Here is a 1870-nt window from a genome sequence, read left to right on the forward strand (position 1 = left end):
CACTACAATAAACAGCGCCCTCATGGCAGTATCGGAAATCTACCGCCGGTGTCTCGAATACCGAAGCTGCGTGAACAACGTGTTTAGTATTCACAACTAGCAATATTCACGACACAGGAACAACTGCTGCAAAACAGCATAACCTAAACCAGTCTGGTCCTGCTGTTCGAGCTGTCAGATGTTAAGAGCTAACAGCTAGTCCATCTTTACCACCTGAAGAGACCAATCACATCCGGTTAAAGTAGGGAGATCCTGCAAACTTCATAACATCTGGTACAAAGAAAAACCTGTTGAAATAGCCTTAGATGATGTTTCTCATAGATTCCCTATCAAACACCACACTTACGCTGATGCATAGTAATGAACATGTGAACATAATAGTCACCATTGGTATCAATGATCCATTTGCGAAGAAACCAACTAACGCACTGCAAATTGCGCCAAATGTGAAGCCGAAAAATCCTGCTAACGCTGTTGCTGAAGCACTATTTTTAGGAAAAATATTTGTGATTCTAGCCATAGAGTTGGCTACGAGCATCCCATGCCAGCATAAGACTGTCATTATCATAAAAGATAAAAAATATACATTAATTTCCGTTAGTGAAATCGTGAAAATAAGTAATAATAAAGACATAAAAAACTGAGAAAACTTTGATAATATTAATATTTTCCCAAGATCATGGCGATTTAGAAAATGTATATTTATCCAATTAAATGCAATAAGAGAAAAAACATTGGCCGCAAAGAAAAAAGGGTATAGTTTCTGGTTTAAATTAAAATATTCTATGTATAACCATGGAGAGGCAGTTATATAAGAGAAAAGACTTCCATACATACAACCTATGGAAAAGATATTTACCACCGCCTTTCGGGAACGAATTATAAGTAAGTATCGATACGCAAAGCCAATTTTATTTATATTAGTGTTATTATCTTTTGTTTCGCTAAAGAAAAAAACAACAAAAAAAATAATCAATAATGCATAACAAAACAACGCTATGAATATTGATCTCCAACCAAAGAACTCAGTTATCACTAAACCAATAGATGGAGATATTATAGGTGTAACCATCATTATCATAGAGACTTTAGATAGTATCTGAGCTCCTTTATTTAGACTATATATATCACGAACAATAGCAGGTACGTTTACAGCAGTAATTCCAGCAACAACCCCTTGAAATGCACGGAAGAACCATAAACCCTCAATATCTTCTGAAAATGCAATAAAAATTGTTGCTATTATATATAAAAACAAACCATTTATGATGCATATTCTACGACCGAAGTGATCTGATAATGGGCCACCGAAAAGCTGCCCAACTGCAAACCCGATTAAAAAAAGGCTAATTGATAGCTCAACTTTGTGTATAGTAACATCGAAAGAATCTGCGACTATAGGAAGGGCCGGCAAATATGCATCGGTAGAAAGAGGACCTAGCGCCGTAAGAGATGCAAGAACCAACAAAAACAACCGGCCCCTATTATTTTCCCGTGCACTAGTTTCATTAACCATTATTAATAATCCGCACAGTTGAATTGGTTTTAATAATATATTATTAAAATTATAAAAAGTTCGCTAAAACCCTCCATTGCCTTCTAAACAGCTGAGTTAATCCATCATTAAGAGCATAATTCATAGTAATCATCAGTATTAAAAATGCTCTGAATTAATTAATTCAGAGCATGAAAAACAGTAAATATTGTCATGGTTTTATCAGATCTAGCTCAATACAGTTAGAAACCGTTCATTAAGTTGACGATCATGATAGAAAATTGCTTTACCCAACTCGCCCGCATCCCAGGTCACCGGCTCGTGGTCCGGGTAGTGGTAGTCGCCACCGCAGAAAACCTCGTTACGATTGCCGGA

The 1870-nt window shown here is 36.4% G+C and carries 1 protein-coding gene; it reads right to left on the reverse strand.

Annotated features, from left to right (window positions below):
• Positions 1 to 301: 301 nt before the first annotated feature.
• Positions 302 to 1516 carry a multidrug effflux MFS transporter gene (locus BLV48_RS18665; RefSeq protein ID WP_091828276.1) on the reverse strand — a complete coding sequence of 405 codons (1215 nt, stop codon included), beginning with the start codon at positions 1514 to 1516 and terminating at the stop codon, positions 302 to 304.
• Positions 1517 to 1870 lie beyond the last annotated feature (354 nt).

The sequence above is a fragment of the Marinobacterium iners DSM 11526 genome, assembly GCF_900107855.1.
Lineage (GTDB): Bacteria > Pseudomonadota > Gammaproteobacteria > Pseudomonadales > Balneatricaceae > Marinobacterium > Marinobacterium iners.